Origin of the sequence: Mesorhizobium sp. B2-4-12, from assembly GCF_006441575.1 — a bacterium.
Lineage (GTDB): Bacteria > Pseudomonadota > Alphaproteobacteria > Rhizobiales > Rhizobiaceae > Mesorhizobium.
The window spans coordinates 85,293-100,882 of the sequence record NZ_VFVC01000007.1 but is presented as its reverse complement, the minus strand read 5'-3'; the positions used below and the strand labels follow the sequence as shown (position 1 = coordinate 100,882).

The following is a 15,590-nucleotide window of genomic DNA, read 5'->3' as shown; positions in this document are numbered from 1 at the left end:
TCGACGCGTTACCCGCGTTTTCCGTCTGGGGGGCAACCTGCCGGGAGACTCGGACTCAATGTTGCGGAAATTTTGGTTTTTGGTCCGCCGTGAGAGGGGATGACGGGGAATGAAGAGCAAGCATGTGGCCGTCCTGCTGGGAGGTTTCTCGTCCGAGCGGCCCGTGTCCCTGTCCTCCGGAAAGGCCTGTGCCGATGCGCTGGAGAAGGAAGGCTACCAGGTCACCCACGTCGATGTCGGGCGCGACGTCGGCTCCGTGCTCGCCGAGCTTCGGCCGGATGTCGCCTTCAACGCGTTGCATGGTCCATTCGGCGAGGATGGCACGATCCAGGGTATCCTCGAATATCTCGGTATTCCCTACACCCATTCCGGCGTGCTCGCCTCGGCGCTCGCCATGAACAAGGAGCAGGCGAAGAAGATCGTCAAATCAGTCGGCGTTCCCGTCGCCGAATCGAAGGTTGCCAATCGCTTCGCCATCCAGAACAAACATCCGATGAAGCCGCCCTACGTGATCAAGCCGGTCAATGAAGGATCGAGCTTCGGCGTCGTCATCGTGTCTGAAGGGCAGTCGCATCCACCGCAGATCGTCGGATCGTCCGAGTGGAAATATGGCGATACCGTCATGGTCGAGCGCTACATCCATGGGCGCGAACTGACCTGCGCCGTCATGGGTGATGTGGCGCTCGGCGTCTGCGAGATCATCCCGACGGGCCATTCCTTCTACGACTACGATTCAAAATATGTTGCCGGCGGATCAAAACACGAATGCCCCGCAAAAGTTTCACCGAATATTTACCAAAAAATACAGACACTGGCGCTCAAGGCTCACCAAGCTGTCGGCTGTCGGGGCGTTTCCCGGTCGGACTTCCGTTATGACGATCGTCACTCCGAAAATGGCGAAGTTGTATGGCTCGAGGTCAACACCCAGCCGGGCATGACGCCGACATCTCTGGTGCCTGAAATCGCCGCCCAGGCCGGGCATTCGTTTGGTGAACTGTTGAGTTGGATGGTGGAGGACGCTTCGTGTCTGCGTTGAAATGGGGACAGGGTAGGGGGAAGGGCGCGGCGGTGCCGTCGCTGTTCGGCCTGCCGTTGTCATCGGGCCATTTCGTGCTGCCACGCATGCTTCGCCGCCCGGTGCGCATGCTCGCCCGCCTTGGTGATGGCGAATTCCAGGCGCCGCGTTTCTCCTCCGCGATCATGTCGGCCGTGCTGCTCGCGTCGAGCGGCGCCTACGGTGCCTATCTTGGCGGTCATGCCGACGGTATCATCCAGAGCATCACTGCCCGCACCGGCTTTGCCGTCGATCAGGTCAAGGTGGTCGGCAACCATCAGACCTCGGAAATCGACATTCTCGACAGGCTCGAGCTTGACGGCTGGACGTCGCTGATCGGCTTCGACGCGGAGGCCGCGCGCGAGCGCATCTCCGGCCTGCCCTGGATCGAGGTCGCCGCGGTGCGCAAGGTCTATCCGCACACGCTGGAAGTGCGCGTCGAGGAGCGCGAGGCCTTCGCGCTCTGGCAGCAGGGCAGTGATCTTTCGGTCATCGAGAAGAATGGTGCCGTCATCGCGCCCTTCTCAGGCGGCAAGCAGGTGCTGTTGCCGCTGCTGATCGGCACTGGCGCGCCCGCCAAGGCGCCTGATTTCCTGGCCAAGGTCGAGCAATATCCCGATCTCGCCAGCCGCATAAAGGGCTACATCCGTGTCGGCGAGCGGCGCTGGGACCTGAAGCTGGACAACGGCATCACCGTCAAGTTGCCGGAGGATGGCGAGGACCAGGCACTCGCGGAACTCGTGAAGATGGACCATGACAACGGGCTTTTGTCGCGCGACATCGCCGCCGTCGACATGCGCCTCACGGACCGGCTGGTCGTGCAGTTGACGCCCGAGGCGGCGACGCAGCGCGAGGCGGCGCTCAACGAGAAACCGAAAACTCTCAAGCGCAAGCCGGAGACGAAGATATGAGCTGGCTTGGCGGTTCTGGCGATGCCTCGTCGCGCCGGTCCGGCACCTTGACGGTGCTGGATGTCGGCTCGAACAAGGTCTGCTGCATGGTGGCGAAGCTCAAGCCGAACGATGACGGCAAGCTGTTGCGCGGCCGCTCGCACCGGATCCAGGTCATCGGCATCGGCCATCAGAAATCGCAGGGCGTGAAGTCGGGTGTGGTGGTCGATCTCGACCGCGCCGAGCATGCGATCCGCTTGTCCGTAGACGCCGCCGAGCGGATGGCCGGGCTGACGGTCGATTCGCTGATCGTCAACATGACCGCCGGCCGGCTGAAGAGCGAAGCCTTTTCGGCGACCATCAACCTCGGCGGCCATGAGGCCGACGAAGCCGACATCAAGCGCGTGCTCGGCGCCGGCGCCAAGCAGGCGCTCAAGGCCGAGCGCGAGGTGATCCATTCGCTGCCGGTCGGCTTCTCGCTGGACGCCGAGCGCGGCGTTCGCGATCCGCGCGGCATGGTCGGCGACACGCTTGGCGTCGACATGCATGTGCTGACGGGTGACGCAGCCCCGATGCGCAACCTGGAGCTCTCCATCAACCGCTCGCATCTGTCGGTCGAGCGCATGGTGGCGACGCCCTATGCCAGCGGGCTGGCGGCGCTTGTCGATGATGAGCTGGAACTGGGTGCCGCCTGCATCGATATGGGTGGCGGCACGACCACGATCTCGGTGTTTTCGGAAGGCAGGTTCATCCACGGCGACGCGATCGCCATCGGCGGCAACCATGTCACGCTCGATATGGCCAAAGGACTTTCGACCTCGCTCGATGCCGCCGAGCGGCTCAAGGTGATGCACGGTTCGGCGCTGCCGGGCAGTGCCGATGACCGCGACCTGGTTTCGATCCAGCCGATCGGCGACGATGGCGACGTGCCGCTGCAGATCCCGCGTTCGGTGATGACGCGTATCGTGCGGGCCCGCATCGACGAGACGCTCGAACTCCTGCGCGACCGGCTGAACAAGTCGGGCTACGGCAACGCGGTCGGCAAGCGCGTCGTGCTCACCGGCGGCGCCAGTCAGCTGGCCGGCCTGCCGGAGGCGGCACGCCGTATCCTGGGACGCAATGTGCGCATCGGCCGCCCGCTCGGCGTGGCGGGCCTGCCCGAGGCGGCGAAGGGGCCGGCTTTCTCGGCCGCCGTCGGGCTTCTGATCTATCCGCAGATGGCGAGTTTCGAGAGCCATCCGGCGAAAGGCATTTCCGGTCTCAGGATGACCGGAACGGGTGGAAAACTGCATCGCATGAGTCAGTGGTTGAGAGACAGTTTCTAATTGACGGGGGCAGCCCCATAGGCGGCCGCGGCGGCGAAGCGGCGTGAAAGGCAAAGGACGGAGACAATGACCATCAATCTGCAGAAGCCGGACATCACCGAGCTTAAGCCACGCATCACCGTGTTCGGTGTCGGCGGCGGCGGCGGCAACGCCGTCAACAACATGATCACTGCCGGGCTGCGCGGTGTCGAGTTCGTCGTCGCCAACACCGACGCCCAGGCGCTGACCATGTCGAAGGCCGACCGGCTGATCCAGCTCGGCGCGCATGTCACCGAAGGTCTCGGCGCGGGTTCGCAGCCGGAAGTCGGCCGCGCGGCGGCGGAAGAATGCATCGACGAGATCATCGATCACCTGTCCAACACCCATATGTGCTTCGTCACCGCCGGCATGGGCGGTGGTACCGGTACCGGTGCCGCTCCTGTCGTGGCGCGGGCCGCGCGCGAGAAGGGCATCCTCACCGTTGGCGTCGTGACCAAGCCGTTCCACTTCGAAGGCCAGCGCCGCATGAAGACGGCCGACATGGGCATCGAAGAGCTGCAGAAATGCGTCGACACGCTGATCGTCATCCCCAACCAGAATCTGTTCCGGCTGGCCAATGACAAGACCACCTTCGCCGATGCCTTCGCCATGGCCGACCAGGTGCTCTATTCCGGCGTCGCCTGCATCACCGACCTGATGGTCAAGGAAGGCCTGATCAACCTCGACTTCGCCGACGTGCGCTCGGTCATGCGCGAAATGGGCAAGGCGATGATGGGCACCGGAGAGGCTTCGGGCGAGGGCCGCGCAATGGCAGCGGCGGAAGCGGCAATCGCCAATCCGCTGCTCGACGAGACCTCGATGAAGGGCGCCAAGGGCCTGCTGATCTCGATCACCGGCGGCCGCGACCTCACCCTGTTCGAAGTCGACGAAGCGGCAACCCGCATCCGCGAGGAGGTCGACCAGGACGCCAACATCATCCTGGGCGCCACCTTCGACGAGGAACTCGAAGGCGTCATCCGCGTCTCGGTGGTCGCCACCGGCATCGACAAATCGGCCGCTGAAATCGCCGCCGCGCCGATCTCGATCCGCGCCGCGCCGCAGAAGCCGGCCGCCCGGCCGGCTGTTGCCGCAGTGGAAAGCCGCCCGGCGCCGGTCCAGCAGGCCGCTTACGAGCCGCGCGCCGTCGATCCGGTCGCGGAAGCGATCCAGTTGGCCGAAGCAAACGCCGCGGCCATGGCTCAGCCGCGCCCGGCACAGGTTGCCCATGCGGACGATTTTCGCCCGCAGAGCAAGATCTTCCAGGCGCCGCCCGCGCAGCCGCAGCCGATGGTGCAGCCGGTCGTCCAGCAGATGATGCAACCGGCTCCGCAGCCGCGCGAAATGCTGCGTGAGGTCCAGCAGCCGGTCGCAATGGCCCCGCAGCGCATGCCGCGCGTCGAGGACTTTCCGCCGGTCGTGAAGGCCGAGGTCGAAGCCAAGAGCCGTCCGGCAGACCACCATGAGAATAGCGGGCCTATGGGCCTGCTGAAGCGTCTGACCAATGGGCTGACCCGCCGCGAGGAGGAGCCCGCACGGCTGCAGCCGGCGCAACCGCGCGAGCCGAAGCTGCGCCAGGCCGCGCCCGAAGTGCGCCGCCTCGCCAGCCAGGACGCGCAGCTCTACGCGCCGCGCCGTGGCCAGTTGGATGAGCAGGGCCGCCTGACGCCACAGACCAGGGCGACTCAGGACGACGATCAGCTGGAGATTCCCGCCTTCCTGCGCCGCCAGGCCAACTGAGTAGTTAACGGACTGTAACAAGTGTTAACAGGCAGGCAAGGAATTGCTTGCCTGTTAACGTTTAAAGTTCTGAAAAATCAAAAGCTTATGGTACCGTACATGTTCCAGTTCGCGGTTACAGAGAGTAAGAAACCGTGATTTGGAGTCTCCTTGCCGGGACATTATCTTCGCCGCCTACCATAGTCGGTCTGCCGGGATTTCGGGGAAGTGGCCCTGCCTGCCGATTTCACAAGAGCCGCGCCCTCGGGCTGGAGAAGCGGACCTAGGCATTTCGGGCTTATGGGGATTGTCTTGCACGACTATCAGACGACAGTGAAGACGCGCGCGTCGCTTACAGGCACCGGCGTTCACAGCGGCAAAGAAGTTTCCATCAGTTTCCTGCCCGCGGATGCCGACACCGGCATCGTGTTCCAGCTTATCAATGAGGAAGGGCAGGGCCGCGAGTTCCGTGCCCTGTTTTCCGAGATCGGTGCCACGGACCTTTGCACCATGCTCGGCGATCCTTCGGGCGAGCACATCGCCACTGTAGAGCACATCATGGCCGCGCTGTTCGGGGTCGGCATCGACAATGTCGTCATTGAGATCGATGGCCACGAAGTTCCCATTCTCGACGGCAGCGCCATGGCCTTCGTGGAAGCCATCGACCAGGCGGGCATCGAAAAATTGCCGGTCAAGCGGCGCTACATCAGGGTCGTCAAGCCGGTCCGCATCGAGAACGGTGCTTCCTGGGCGGAGTTCAGACCCTATGACGGCACCCGCTTCGAGGTCGAGATCGATTTCGAAAGTCCCGCGATCGGGCGTCAGCTCTTTGCTTCCGACATCAATGCCGACATCTTCCGCCGTGACATCGCGCGGGCCCGCACCTTCGGCTTCATGAAGGATGTCGAGCGGCTGTGGGCCGCCGGCTACGCGCTGGGATCGTCGCTGGAGAATTCTCTGGTGATTGGTGACGACAACCGCGTCATCAACATGGGCGGCCTGCGCTACCCCAACGAATTCGTGCGCCACAAGACGCTGGACGCCATGGGCGACCTGGCGCTGGGCGGCGCCCGCTTCATCGGCTGTTTCCGCTCCTATCGCGGCGGCCACAGGCTGAACGCCGCGGCGCTGCGGCGCCTGCTGTCGGACCGCACGGCTTTCGAGATCGTCGAGACGACACGCCGCGAGCGTGGCCGCGCGGCCGAGATGAGCGCCGTCAATGCGCCGCTCTATGCGCCCTGGATGATCTGAATCCCTTAGTTTTTTCGATTCGCTTGGAGATGGCCGGTGTTGCAGGAATGCACCATCGGCTGGTGAAATCGCAGGGATGCCGAGGCTCCGACCGACCGCCACAAAAATGTGCGATTGGCTAGACATAGCGTTGCCCGGCAAGGCGGTTATGGTCTATGGCTGCTGCCGTCGATTAGTGCATGTCGCTCAAAAGTGGGGACCAGTTTTGGGAGAACTGCATGCAACGGGCATTGAAATAACGCCGAAAGGGCGCAATCCAATCATGTTCTTCAAGCGAGTCGGTCAATCGAAAGCGCCGCAGTGGTCTGTTTTCCTGGCGCTTTCGGTGGTTGTTCCATCGCTCTTTCTGTCGGCTTGCATGTCGTCGGAGAAAGATATCGACCTTTCGACCTATGTCGACCATACCGAGCCTGGGGACGTTCTCTACAATCAAGGCCTCGCCAATCTGAATGCCGGGCGGCTGGACGAGGCGAGCAAGAAGTTCGACGCCGTCGACCGCCAGCATCCCTATTCGGAATGGGCCCGCAAATCGATGGTGATGGGCGCGTTCGCCGATTATCGCAAGGGCAGTTACGATGAAGCGATCTCGTCAGCTAAACGCTATCTGGCGCTTTATCCTTCCACCGATGACGCCCCCTATGCGCAGTACATCATCGGCCTGAGCTACTATCGCCAGATCAAGGATGTGACGCAGGATCAGAAGGAAGCGCGCCAGACCGTGCAGACGATGCAGGATCTGGTGACGCGCTGGCCGAACTCCGAGTATGTCGAGGACGCCAAGCAGAAGATCCGCTTTGCCAACGACCAGCTCGCCGGCAAGGAAATGCAGATCGGCCGCTACTATCTGGAGCGCCGCGAATACATCGCCGCCGTCAAGCGCTTCCGCACCGTGGTGGAGAACTATTCCAACACGCGTCATGTGGAAGAAGCGCTGGCCCGCCTCACCGAAAGCTACTACGCAATGGGGCTGACCTCGGAGGCCCAGACCGCCGCCGCGGTGCTCGGCACCAACTACCCTGACAGCCCATGGTATAAGGATTCCTACAAGCTCCTGCAGAGCAACGGGCTGGCGCCGCGCGAGAATGCCGGGTCGTGGATATCCAAGGCCGGGAAGCTGATCACCGGCGCCTGACCCGCGGTACCTCGGACCGAAGCGTGCATAGCGCGCTTTTTCGGATTGATCCGATGCGCAAACAAAAAGATAGTGCGGCGCTGCGACTCCAATCGGTCGCGTGCCGCTTTGAAGCGCGTCGTGCTTGAACGGATCCATGCGACGCGCTTTAAGTCTTTTGCTTTCGTGCATGTCGTATCCCAAAACCGGGTCCACTTTTGGGCGGCATGCAATAGGTCCGGGTTCTGATGCTTTCCAGACTGTCGATCCGCGATATCGTCCTGATCGAGAAGCTGGATATCGACTTCCAGCCGGGCCTTTCCGTGCTGACGGGCGAAACCGGCGCCGGCAAATCCATCCTGCTCGATGCCCTGTCGCTGGCGCTCGGGGCGCGCGGCGACGCCTCGCTGGTGCGTCATGGCGCGGCACAGGGCCAGGTCATCGCCGTCTTCGATGTGCCGCGCAACCATCCGGTTCGCGCGCTGCTTGCCGAAAACGCCATAGAGGATGATGGCGACGTCATATTGCGCCGTGTGCAAACGGCGGACGGCCGCACGCGCGTGTTCGTCAACGATCAGCCATCCAGCGTGACCCTGATGCGCGATGTCGGCCGCGCGCTGGTCGAGATCCACGGCCAGCACGATGAGCGCGCCCTGGTCGATCCCGGCGCACACCGTGACGTGCTCGACGCATTCGGCGGCCACCTTGGCGTCGTTCGCTCGACCGGCGAGGCCTGGCGGCATTGGCGCGCCGGCGAGCAGGAGCTTTCGCGCCACCGCGCCAAGGTGGCGGCAGCGGCGCGCGAGGCCGACTACCTGCGCGCCGCGGTTGCGGAACTGACCAGGCTCGATCCCCAGCCCGGCGAGGAGACGGAACTTGCCGAACTGCGCGCCCATATGATGCGCGCCGAGAAGATCGCTTCCGAAATCCATGATGCGCAGGATGTGCTGTCGGGCCCGTCCTCGCCCTTGCCGCAGCTCGCCAGCCTGTTGAGACGGCTGCAGCGCAAGGCGACGGAAGCACCCGGCCTGCTCGAAGACGTGGTCAAGTCGCTGGACGAAGCCATGCTGTCGCTTGATGCGGCGCAGTCGGGCGTCGAGGCCGCGCTCCGCGCCACCGAATATGACCCGCAAAGGCTGGAGAAAGCCGAGGAGCGGCTGTTCTCGCTGCGCGCCGCCTCGCGCAAGCATAGCGTCGCCGTCGACGATTTGGCGCAATTGCGCGACACGATGGTTGCCGATCTCGCCGATCTCGATGCCGGCGAGGAGCGCCTGCACGGGCTGGAAAAGCAGGCCGCCGCCGCCCGCGAGGCCTATGACATTGCCGCCGCACGGCTTTCCTCGCTTCGCCATGCGGCGGCCGTCGGGCTGACCAAGGCGGTGATGGCCGAATTGCCGGCGCTGAAGCTCGAACGCGCCGCCTTCATCGTCGAGATGAAGAGTGAGGCCGAGAGCCGGACGGAAGAGGGCATCGACCAGATCGAGTTCTGGGTACGCACCAATCCCGGCACACGGCCCGGGCCGATGATGAAGGTGGCCTCCGGCGGCGAACTCTCCCGCTTCCTGTTGGCGCTGAAGGTGGCGCTGGCCGACCGTGGCTCGGCCCCGACCTTAGTTTTCGACGAAATCGACACCGGCGTTGGTGGCGCCGTGGCGGACGCGATCGGCCAGAGGCTGGCGCGGCTGTCGAAGCGCGTGCAGGTGCTTTCGGTCACCCACGCGCCGCAGGTGGCGGCGCGCGCGGCGACGCATTTCCTGATCTCCAAATCGGGCAGCACCGACCGCGTGGCGACCGGCATCGCCGAGATGGACAGGACGGCGCGGCAGGAAGAGATCGCGCGTATGCTGGCCGGCGCCACCATCACCGACGAGGCGCGCGCCGCCGCCGAGCGGCTGCTGCGCGAAAACACCAACGCGGCATGAGAATATCCGGCGTCATGGACCGAGTCAGGATATGGCTCCATCCTGCTGTTCAGGAATGATTTTCCCGAAATCCTGATTTATTGTGACGTGCCATTGTCCAAGGAAGCTTTCCATGTCGGAAAAACCAGTCGATTCGCTTGATGAAAGCGAGGCGGAAGCCGAGCTGAAGCGCCTTGCGGCGGAGATCGCCGAGCACGATCGGCGCTACCATACCGAGGATGCGCCTGTCATCACCGATGCGGAATATGACGCCCTGACACGACGCAATCTCGCCATCGAGGAACGCTTTCCCGGTCTTGTGCGCGAGGATTCGCCGTCGCGCAGGGTCGGCGCGCCGCCGGCGGAGGGCTTCGCCAAGGTGCGCCACGCCGTGCCGATGCTCAGCCTCGCCAAGGCCTACACCGACGAGGACGTCGCCGATTTCATCGTGCGCGGCCGGCGGTTCTTCGACCGCGACAAGGATCTCGACATCGCCTTCACCGCCGAGCCGAAGATCGACGGGCTGTCGGCTTCTCTGCGCTATGAAAAGGGTGTCTTCGTGCAGGGCGCGACGCGCGGCGACGGTGCCGTGGGCGAGGACATCACCGCCAACCTCAGGACCATCGCCGACATTCCAGCGCGGCTGAAAGGCTCGGGCTGGCCTGACATCATCGAGATACGCGGCGAGGTCTATATGACCTATGCCGAATTCGAGGCGCTGAAGGCACGCTCGGCCGCGGCGGGCGGCCAGGATTATGTCAATCCGCGCAACACGGCCGCCGGCTCGCTGCGCCAGAAGGATTCTTCCGTCACCGCCAGCCGCAACCTCAAATTCTTCGCCTATGCATGGGGCTACACCACGGAAGATCCAGCCCCGACCCAGTATGATTCGGTCCAGAAATTCGCCGATTGGGGGTTCAAGATCAGTCCGCTGATGGTGCGGGCGAAGTCGGTCGAGGAACTGGTCGCGCATTATCACCGGATCGAGGAGCAACGCTCGTCACTGGGCTATGACATAGACGGCGTCGTCTACAAGGTCGATCAACTCGAATTGCAGCGCCGCTGGGGTTTCGTCACCGGTGAGCCACGCTGGGCCGTCGCGCACAAATTCCCGGCCGAGCAGGCGATGACGACGGTGGAGAAGATCGATATCCAGGTCGGCCGCACCGGCACGCTGGCGCCGGTCGCACGGCTGGCACCTGTGACCGTCGGCGGTGTCGTGGTCGAGAATGTCACGCTGCACAATGAGGATTACATCAAGGGCTTTGACAGCAATGGCCTGCCGATCCGCGACGGCATCGACGTGCGCATCGGTGATACGGTGGTCATCCAGCGGGCAGGGGATGTGATCCCACAGATCGTCAGCGTCGTCATCGACAAGCGCCCGGCCGATGCGGTGCCTTACGAGTTTCCGCATACTTGTCCGGTTTGCGGCTCGCCGGCGACGCGCGAAATCAACGAGAAGACCGGCAAGGAGGATTCGCGCCGCCGCTGCACCGGCGAACTGATCTGCCCGGCGCAGGCCGTGGAAGGGCTGCGGCACTTCGTGTCGCGCGGCGCCATGGACATAGAAGGCCTCGGCGCTGAAAACATCGACCTGTTCTTCAATTCTGGACTGGTCAAGACAGCCGCCGATATCTTCACGCTCCGGGATCGCCGTCCGGCCGTCACCAGGGCGCTGGCCGAGCGGCGCGAGGAGCAGGCCAGGCAGCGCGAGGCCGCGTCCGGCAAGACGCGCAAGAATGTGCGCGGCGTCGAGGACCGCAATTATGAAGGTCTCGACAAGCTGTTCGCGGCCATAGACGCGCGCCGCGAACCGGAACTCGATCGTTTCATTTTTGCGCTCGGCATCCGCCACATCGGCGAGACGACGGCGGCCGTGCTTGCCCGGACATTCTCGACGATCGAGGAGTTGATCCGCGTCGGCAAGGAGACGGCGGCGGCGGAGGACCCGCACACAGTCTTCCCATCGATCAACGGCATCGGCGACACGGTGATCGATGCGCTGCGCAATTTCTTCGGCAATGAGCGCAATGACGACGTGCTCGACAAGCTGCTCGAGCAGGTCAAGCCGAAACCGTATATCGTCACGATTTCGGCCGACAGCGAGGTCGCCGGCAAGACTATCGTGTTCACCGGTTCGTTGGAGAAGATGACGCGCTCCGAAGCCAAGGCGATGGCCGAACGGCTCGGCGCCAAGGTGGCTGGTTCGGTCTCGGCCAAGACCGATCTGGTGGTGGCGGGACCGGGTGCCGGCTCCAAGCTCAAGCTTGCCGGTGAACTCGGTGTCGAAGTCATCGACGAGGACACCTGGCTGCAGCGGGTCGGCAAGGCGTGATGGACAGTACGTTCAAAGGATTTGGCCCAAAGGCCATTCCGTTCCTGAAGGCGCTCGATTTCCACCAGAGCCGGGAGTGGTTCCTGGAGAACCGCGAGCTGTTCGAAAAGGAATTGCGCGATCCCCTGGGCGATCTCGTCGAAGCGCTGACGCAGCGTTTCCTGGCAGCCGGGCTCGGTCTGCGCGGGGATCGCAAGAAATCGCTGTTCCGTATCAACCGCGACGTGCGCTTCGCCAAGGACAAGCGGCCCTACAACCGGCATCTCTCCGCGATCCTGTCGCCCGACGGCAGCAAGATGGAGCAAGGCGTGTTCTACGTCCATATCGGGCTGGAGGGTTGCTTTGCCGGTGTCGCCTGGTGGCAGCCGGAAGCGGCGCTGCTGTTGTCGATGCGCCGGGCCATCGAGACGTGGCCCGAGAGGTTTCGCGCCATGGTGAAGGCGTTGAACAAGAATGGCCTCGAGCTCGATGCCGAAGGCGGCATGAAACGCACGCCGCGTGGCTTCGAGCATGTCGAGGACAAAGATCTCGTTGCCGCCATCCGCAACCGGCATTTTGTTGTTCGCCACGTCATCGATCCGGCTGGTATCCACGGACCAGAACTGGTCGAGGAACTCGTCGATTTCACTTTGCGGGCCAAGCCGCTGCTCGACTGGGGCAGGGCGATCGAGGGTAAAATCGCGGACGATTGAAGAGTCGACACCGCGATCCGGCGATCATTTCCGCTGATCGTTCGGCTCAAGCGAATTCGTGTGACAAGGCGGGGCATGCCACCTACATACCGCCACTCCCTTTATTGTGCATGCCGTTGTCCCAAAACCGCCACGCACTTTGGGCGACATGCATCAGGAGTGATCGATGGCGACGGACGCTATTTCCGAAAGCGGCGGCAAGAGCGAGTTCTGGCAGGGCGTGCGGCTGTCCATGCCGGTCGTGGTGGCGTCGGCGCCCTTTGCCGTGCTGTTCGGGGCGCTTGCCGTCGACCAGGGCTTCTCGGTTTTCGAAGCCTTCCTGATGAGCGCATTGGTGTTCGGCGGCGCCAGCCAGATGGTGGGCATCCAGCTGTTCGGCCAGCATGTCGCGCCATGGCTGATCGTGCTTTCGATCTTCGCCGTCAACTTCCGCCACGTGCTCTATTCCGCCGGGATCGGCCGGCGCATCGCGCACTGGCCTGTCATCCAGCAGGCGCTCGGCTATTTCATCCTCACCGATCCGCAATACGCGGTTGCCGAAGCGCGGGCGCAATCGGGGCAGACCGTCGGCTTTGCCTGGTATCTGGGGCTCGGCCTGCCGGTCTATCTGTTCTGGATCACCGAAAGCGCGCTTGGGGCGGTGTTCGGCAAGCTCATTCCCGACACGCATGCGCTGGGCATCGATTTCCTGCTGCCGATCTATTTTCTTGGCCTCGTGATGGGTTTTCGCAAGCGGCCGCTATGGCTGCCGGTGGTCGTCGCCAGCGGCTGCGCCTCGATCATCGCCTACAAGACGGTCGGCTCACCCTGGCACGTCTCGATCGGCGCCGTCGCCGGCGTGCTGCTCGCCGTCATCCTGCCACCGCACCATAGCGGCGTGGGAGAGCGGCCATGAGCACGACATTCTGGATCATCATCGCCGGCGCAATCGCGACCTATCTCACGCGCATCGGCGGGCATCTGGTCATCTCCCGCTTCGAAAACATTCATCTGCGCGTGGAAGCCGGCCTCAATGCGGTGCCGGCGGCGGTGCTGACGACGCTGGTGGCGCCGGAGCTGTTGAACGCCGGACCGGCGGAATGGGCGGCGCTGGTCGTCACGGCGACGGTTTCGCTGCGTGGCGGGCTGATGGCGATGTTTCTGGCGGGTGCCGCGGTGCTGATCCTGGCGCGGCAGTTCATCGGATAAGAGCTCTGCCTCGCGATGCTTCCGACGTAGGCGCCGCCCCCTCATTGCCCTGCCGGGCATTTCTCCACGTATAGGGACGGGGGGAAAGACACTGTCATCGACGATTTCGCCAGTTTTCCTCGCTGCGGCGAAGGTTGCGACAGCTCCCTTCTCCCCGTCACTATACGGGGAGAAGGTGCCGGCAGGCGGATGAGGGGCAGCGCCAGCCTTCCAAGCTGAATATCGGCCGCCTCAAATCTTGGCGTCATGCGGCAGCGGCGCGGTCGCCTTTTGCAGCCAGGCCAGCGTTTCGCCGTCGAGCATCGGTCCGATCTCCGCCAGCACGCGGGCGTGGTAGGTGTCCAGCCAGTGCAGTTCCTCGCGCGTCAGCAGGTCCGACCGCACCAGCCTGACATCGATCGGCGCCAGCGTCAGCGTCTCGAAGCCATGCATGGCAATGTCGCCGCCCTCGATCTGTTCGGCCGGCGTCACCAGGATCAGGTTCTCGATGCGGATGCCGTAGGAGCCTTCCTTGTAGTAACCGGGCTCGTTGGACAGCATCATGCCCTCGAGCAGCTTTTCGGTGCCGGTGCGCGCAATGCGCTGCGGACCCTCATGCACGGCCAGATATGAGCCGACGCCATGGCCGGTGCCATGGGCGAAGTCGCAGCCGTGCTTCCACAGCGCCATGCGCGCGACGGCGTCGATTTCCGAGCCACGCGTGCCGGCGGGAAAGCGCAGCGTCGAAATGCCGATCATGCCTTTCAGCACCAGGGTGAAGCGTTCGCGCATCTCCTCGGTTGGCTGGCCGATCGGCACGGTGCGGGTGATGTCGGTGGTGCCGTCCTGATATTGCGCGCCGGAATCGAGCAGGAACAGCTCGCCGGCCTCAAGCCTGCGGCTGGTGGCGCGTGACACGCGGTAATGCATGATGGCGCCGTTGGGGCCGGCGCCGGAAATGGTGTCGAAGGAGACGTCGCGCAGCGGCATCTGGGTCTCCTCGCCGGTCTGCCGGCGCGTCTCTTCCAGCCTGGTGACAACGGCGATCTCGTCGAGGGAGCCGGGTTTCTGGCGCTCCAGCCAGCACAAGAGCTTGGCCACCGCGGCACCGTCGCGACGATGGGCGGCGCGCGAGCCGTTGATCTCGGCCTGGTTCTTGGTGGCGCGCGGGATGCGGGCCGGGTCGGGCGCGGCGATCACCGTGCCGCCATTGTCCTCGACCAGCATGCGCAGCCTGTCGGCCGCGAGCACCGGGTCGAGCGCGATCTTGGCGCCGCCCTTGGCGAGGGCCACGATCGCCGCTTCGAATTCGCCGGGCTCATGCGGATCAGCGAGCTGCGTGAGATAGGCCGCGACCTGGCGCGAGAATTTGCGCTTGTCCATGAACAGCTGGTGCGATCCATCGGCGGCAAGGACGGCGAAGCCGAGCGCCAGCGGCGTGTGCGGCACGTCACCGCCACGGATATTGAAGGCCCAGGCGATGGAGGAGGGGTCGGTCAGCACCGCATGGGTGGCGCCCTCCTTGCCGATTGCTGTTGCCAGCCGCGCCAGCTTGTCCTTGGCGAGCTCGCCGGCAAAGCCGATCGGGTGAAGCTCGACCGGGGTCACAGGCGCGGCGGGCTGGTCGTTCCAGATGATGTCGATCGGGTTCCTGTCGAGTGGCACCAGCACGGCGCCCGTCTTGTCGGCCGAGGCCTGCAGCGCCTTGACCTCGCTGATCGTGTGCAGCCATGGATCGAAGCCCAGCCGCGCGCCCTTGCCGATATTGTCCCGGAGCCAGACGGCGGGCGGATTGTCGACGAGGCTTTCGATCGAAAAGATGTCGAGGTCCACCTCGTTGCGCACCTGCAGCGTGTAGCGCCCGTCGATAAAGACGAAGGCGCGGTCGCGCAGGACGATGGCGACGCCGGCCGAGCCGCTGAAGCCGGTCAGCCATTTTAGCCGCGCCGAACGGTCGGCGACATATTCGCCCTGATGCTCGTCGGCGCGTGGAACGATGAAGCCGTCCAGGCCATTGGCCGCCAGCCATTGGCGCAGCAGCGTCACGCGCGGCTTGCCGACCGCCGGATCGCCCGCGGAATCGAAGGTCTGGAACATGATGGGCCTCCTGATGTCAGTTCGACCGTA

General features: G+C 64.1%; 12 protein-coding genes. 11 read left to right on the top strand and 1 reads right to left on the bottom strand.

Annotation, left to right across the window (positions count from 1 at the left end):
* Nucleotides 1–109 precede the first annotated feature (109 nt).
* From FJ934_RS06745 to FJ934_RS06695, 11 genes are all read left to right on the top strand, one after another.
* Nucleotides 110–1,036, top strand: coding sequence for a D-alanine--D-alanine ligase (locus FJ934_RS06745; RefSeq protein WP_140608030.1), 927 nt, complete (start codon nucleotides 110–112; stop codon nucleotides 1,034–1,036).
* Entirely contained in the window at nucleotides 1,024–1,965 is a 942-nt protein-coding gene (locus FJ934_RS06740) for a cell division protein FtsQ/DivIB (protein ID WP_140608028.1), read from the top strand. Before FJ934_RS06745 ends, FJ934_RS06740 begins: the two co-directional genes overlap by 13 nt.
* Nucleotides 1,962–3,269, top strand: a complete 1,308-nt coding sequence (gene ftsA, locus FJ934_RS06735) for a cell division protein FtsA (RefSeq protein ID WP_140608026.1) — start codon at nucleotides 1,962–1,964, stop codon at nucleotides 3,267–3,269. Before FJ934_RS06740 ends, ftsA begins: the two co-directional genes overlap by 4 nt.
* Before the next feature lie 66 nt (nucleotides 3,270–3,335).
* A complete protein-coding gene (ftsZ, locus tag FJ934_RS06730) occupies nucleotides 3,336–5,024 on the top strand; it encodes a cell division protein FtsZ (RefSeq protein ID WP_140608024.1) in 1,689 nt (562 codons plus the stop codon).
* 279 nt (nucleotides 5,025–5,303) lie between these two features.
* Nucleotides 5,304–6,254 carry a UDP-3-O-acyl-N-acetylglucosamine deacetylase gene (gene lpxC / locus FJ934_RS06725; protein WP_140608022.1) on the top strand — a complete coding sequence of 317 codons (951 nt, stop codon included), beginning with the start codon at nucleotides 5,304–5,306 and terminating at the stop codon, nucleotides 6,252–6,254.
* Between the two features lie 262 nt (nucleotides 6,255–6,516).
* On the top strand, nucleotides 6,517–7,386 hold the full coding sequence (locus FJ934_RS06720) for an outer membrane protein assembly factor BamD (RefSeq protein WP_140608020.1): 870 nt from the start codon (nucleotides 6,517–6,519) through the stop codon (nucleotides 7,384–7,386).
* 227 nt (nucleotides 7,387–7,613) lie between these two features.
* Entirely contained in the window at nucleotides 7,614–9,287 is a 1,674-nt protein-coding gene (gene recN / locus FJ934_RS06715) for a DNA repair protein RecN (RefSeq protein ID WP_140608018.1), read from the top strand.
* A 112-nt stretch (nucleotides 9,288–9,399) separates the two neighbouring features.
* The gene (gene ligA / locus FJ934_RS06710; protein ID WP_140608016.1) at nucleotides 9,400–11,604 is read left to right on the top strand and encodes an NAD-dependent DNA ligase LigA; all 2,205 of its coding nucleotides are present in this window, start codon (nucleotides 9,400–9,402) and stop codon (nucleotides 11,602–11,604) included.
* Nucleotides 11,604–12,296, top strand: coding sequence for a TIGR02453 family protein (locus FJ934_RS06705; protein WP_140608014.1), 693 nt, complete (start codon nucleotides 11,604–11,606; stop codon nucleotides 12,294–12,296). The genes ligA and FJ934_RS06705 overlap by 1 nt, the downstream gene beginning before the upstream one ends.
* Nucleotides 12,297–12,462: 166 nt before the next feature.
* Nucleotides 12,463–13,191 carry an AzlC family ABC transporter permease gene (locus FJ934_RS06700; RefSeq protein ID WP_140608012.1) on the top strand — a complete coding sequence of 243 codons (729 nt, stop codon included), beginning with the start codon at nucleotides 12,463–12,465 and terminating at the stop codon, nucleotides 13,189–13,191.
* The gene (locus FJ934_RS06695; RefSeq protein WP_140608010.1) at nucleotides 13,188–13,484 is read left to right on the top strand and encodes an AzlD family protein; all 297 of its coding nucleotides are present in this window, start codon (nucleotides 13,188–13,190) and stop codon (nucleotides 13,482–13,484) included. The genes FJ934_RS06700 and FJ934_RS06695 overlap by 4 nt, the downstream gene beginning before the upstream one ends.
* Before the next feature lie 231 nt (nucleotides 13,485–13,715).
* Here FJ934_RS06695 and FJ934_RS06690 read toward each other — a convergent pair whose 3' ends face one another.
* Nucleotides 13,716–15,560, bottom strand: a complete 1,845-nt coding sequence (locus tag FJ934_RS06690) for an aminopeptidase P family protein (protein ID WP_140608008.1) — start codon at nucleotides 15,558–15,560, stop codon at nucleotides 13,716–13,718.
* Nucleotides 15,561–15,590: the final 30 nt, after the last annotated feature.

Excerpts from the sequence above, each read along its gene's own strand:
- FJ934_RS06705 (WP_140608014.1), top strand. The coding sequence starts at position 11,604 with ATGGACAGTACGTTCAAAGGATTTGGCCCAAAGGCCATTCCGTTCCTG.
- FJ934_RS06700 (WP_140608012.1), top strand. The coding sequence starts at position 12,463 with ATGGCGACGGACGCTATTTCCGAAAGCGGCGGCAAGAGCGAGTTCTGG.
- FJ934_RS06695 (WP_140608010.1), top strand. The coding sequence starts at position 13,188 with ATGAGCACGACATTCTGGATCATCATCGCCGGCGCAATCGCGACCTAT.
- FJ934_RS06690 (WP_140608008.1), bottom strand. The coding sequence starts at position 15,560 with ATGTTCCAGACCTTCGATTCCGCGGGCGATCCGGCGGTCGGCAAGCCG.
- recN (WP_140608018.1), top strand. The coding sequence starts at position 7,614 with ATGCTTTCCAGACTGTCGATCCGCGATATCGTCCTGATCGAGAAGCTG.
- ftsA (WP_140608026.1), top strand. The coding sequence starts at position 1,962 with ATGAGCTGGCTTGGCGGTTCTGGCGATGCCTCGTCGCGCCGGTCCGGC.
- lpxC (WP_140608022.1), top strand. The coding sequence starts at position 5,304 with ATGGGGATTGTCTTGCACGACTATCAGACGACAGTGAAGACGCGCGCG.
- FJ934_RS06745 (WP_140608030.1), top strand. The coding sequence starts at position 110 with ATGAAGAGCAAGCATGTGGCCGTCCTGCTGGGAGGTTTCTCGTCCGAG.
- FJ934_RS06720 (WP_140608020.1), top strand. The coding sequence starts at position 6,517 with ATGTTCTTCAAGCGAGTCGGTCAATCGAAAGCGCCGCAGTGGTCTGTT.
- ftsZ (WP_140608024.1), top strand. The coding sequence starts at position 3,336 with ATGACCATCAATCTGCAGAAGCCGGACATCACCGAGCTTAAGCCACGC.
- ligA (WP_140608016.1), top strand. The coding sequence starts at position 9,400 with ATGTCGGAAAAACCAGTCGATTCGCTTGATGAAAGCGAGGCGGAAGCC.